General features: G+C 65.2%; 4 protein-coding genes. All 4 read right to left on the reverse strand.

Annotated elements, in window-relative coordinates; all coding sequences use genetic code 11:
* Positions 1-66: 66 nt before the first annotated feature.
* Positions 67-447 carry a hypothetical protein gene (locus H8R17_RS45215; RefSeq protein ID WP_187828956.1) on the reverse strand — a complete coding sequence of 127 codons (381 nt, stop codon included), beginning with the start codon at positions 445-447 and terminating at the stop codon, positions 67-69.
* A complete protein-coding gene (locus H8R17_RS45220) occupies positions 444-1,355 on the reverse strand; it encodes a hypothetical protein (protein ID WP_187828957.1) in 912 nt (303 codons plus the stop codon). The genes H8R17_RS45215 and H8R17_RS45220 overlap by 4 nt, the downstream gene beginning before the upstream one ends.
* Before the next feature lie 50 nt (positions 1,356-1,405).
* On the reverse strand, positions 1,406-1,672 hold the full coding sequence (locus tag H8R17_RS45225) for a hypothetical protein (protein WP_187828958.1): 267 nt from the start codon (positions 1,670-1,672) through the stop codon (positions 1,406-1,408).
* Positions 1,673-1,774: 102 nt separating this feature from the next.
* The gene (locus tag H8R17_RS45230; protein WP_187828959.1) at positions 1,775-2,074 is read right to left on the reverse strand and encodes a WXG100 family type VII secretion target; all 300 of its coding nucleotides are present in this window, start codon (positions 2,072-2,074) and stop codon (positions 1,775-1,777) included.
* Between the last annotated feature and the right edge of the window lie 243 nt (positions 2,075-2,317).

Consider the following 2,317-nt stretch of genomic DNA (forward strand, 5'->3'; position numbering starts at 1 on the left):
GCCGTCCTCGTGCCCCGCACCCACCCCCCTCAAACCGCTGACCAGCCGCGATGAGCACAGGCAGGGCTATCTACAGCTGCCGTAACTGTCCCCTCGCCATCCCTGGCCAGCGCCTGTGCCAGGGTTTCGAGCGGCAGGCGCCTCGGGGTGACGGAGTGGCGCCAGGGTGACCAGCAGCGAAGCCGGAATGGTGAAGGGGCCGACCTCCTGGAGGCTGAGGTACAGCTCAATGCCGCCACTGCGGTACGCCTTGGTGGCACGGCGCCGCAGATCCTTACGAAGCCCCTCCTTGAGGTGCGGCACGTTGTCGATGCCGTGGAACTGGCGCTGCACGAGCGCATCGATCGACTTGTCTCGCTGTTCGGGATCCAGAGAGATCCGGAACCAGCCCTCAGGGAGCAGGAGGCGGTAGTCGTCCGGAGGCGCGGTTTCCTGGGGGCTGGTCATACGACGCTCTCCGTGGGTGTCTGTGCCGGGGCCGGCCGGTCGAGCCAGAGCCGACTGCTCAGTTGGTGGCCGAGGTATGGAGCTGCCTGTAGAAAGCTGCCGAGGGCGCCCATCAGGATCGCGGCCATCCCCGCACCTGGGTGTGTGTCCTCGATCCGCAGCCCCTGGGCAATGGAGAAGAAGGAACCGAAGGCCATGACAGCGGTTGAGGACACGCCTGCAATAGTGCTGGGGAAACGCGACAAACCGCGAGCGTCCCGGCCGGACTCGGGCAGCGGTTGCGCACCGAGCGTGGGTCCCTTAGGCCAGCCGGCCTTCCCGCTCAGGGAGCGCTCGGTGAACCGCAGTCCGGTGGTCTGGCGCAGCCTGGACCATCCGTCCTCACCGTTCTTGCCGCCGAACCACAGACGCCATGACAACACGGCACGCACCTGCTCGTGAGGGCCTCGGAGTTCGGCGCCCAGCGCTGTGCCCGCCCGGTCGCGCACAAGGACCAGGGATGTCACAGCGTGTGGGCCTGTCAGGGGGAGCCAGTACTCCTGTCCGCCCACGTCTCGCAGGACGAGGTCACGGTCCTGCACTCGCAGCTCGGCGTCCCGACGGAACCGGACGGTTGCTCCCAGCCCGTCGGTGGGCGCGGGTCTGATGCGATCCCTCACAACAGGGCTGTGTCTGCGCAGACGCAGTCGGGTCCACCAACGAAGGGCCAAGCGCATCACTGGGGCGACGAAGGCAGCCGTCGCCAAGGGGAGGATGAGCCAGGGAGCCGCCGTCTCGGAGAAGACGATCACCGTGAACAGGGCGAACCAGACGAATCCCGCGACCGCACGCGTCAGCCAGTACCACAGCGGGAAGACACTCCCCGGGCTGAGTGACGTGCCGCCTCCGCGCCGAGCCTTCTTGGACACCAGCGGATCATTCAGGTCTCGTACCACGTGCAAAGGGATGCCCGCAGCCTTCAGCAGTGCGGCCACGCCGGTGCGACTAACTCCGCTGCGGTCGTGGTGATCCCGTGCAGCTTCTCCAGTTCCTCGGTGAGCCGCTGGCGGTGAATCTTCCAGTTACTGCCGAACTTCTCGAAGACGTCCAGGATCTTCTGCGAACCGATCTCACCGACGCCATAGCCATCGGCCGGATTACCCCGCTCGGCAAAGGTGTCGCGGATACGTTTCAGCGCCCTGGAGCACTCCTTGATCCGGTCAACGTCAGCTTGCTGATCACTCATGGAACTCCCCCGCTGACCTCGCACCAGCTTGTTTCACGTTGAACGAAGGGTGCGACGGGGCCCACACATACCCCGTCGCACCCGAGTACGGCTGAGCGCCGCTCAGCCCTTGGCGCTCTTCGCCAACTGCTCGTCCAGGTCCTCGTACGCCTTCTTGGCGCTGGTCAGGAACTTGGACAGGCCTTCCAGGCCCTTGATGGTCTTCTGCGCGCCCTTGGTGAAGTCCTTGATGGACTCGTCGTAGGCGCCCGAGGCCTTCTGGGTGGTGAACCCGTTCGACACCAGTTCCTCGACGCCCTTTTCGATGGCCTTCAGCATCTCTTCCATGTCACCCATGGCTTTGATGAGATCGTTGGCCTTCTTCTCCATCTCGGAGTAAGTAAGGTCTGTGTCCTTGGCCATGACGGCTCTCCCTCCCGTTCAGATCGCCGCAGGGCCTTCCCCCCGTGGCTTGACTGGTGCGGCCTGCCCGGCCATCCACCGGCCATCCGCATGAGCAAAGATCTTACGGGTGGGGCTGTAGGGATGACAGGGATGTCCGGCAACGGAAGCTTGAACCGGCCTCGATCATTCACGTGCGCGCGCCGGCCTGGGGTGGTCGGTCGGGGTTGAGGATTCGTCCTGGTTCGTCCTTCGGGTGGTGGT

Origin of the sequence: Streptomyces sp. TRM68367 (assembly GCF_014495685.1) — a bacterium.
Classification (GTDB): Bacteria; Actinomycetota; Actinomycetes; order Streptomycetales; family Streptomycetaceae; genus Streptomyces.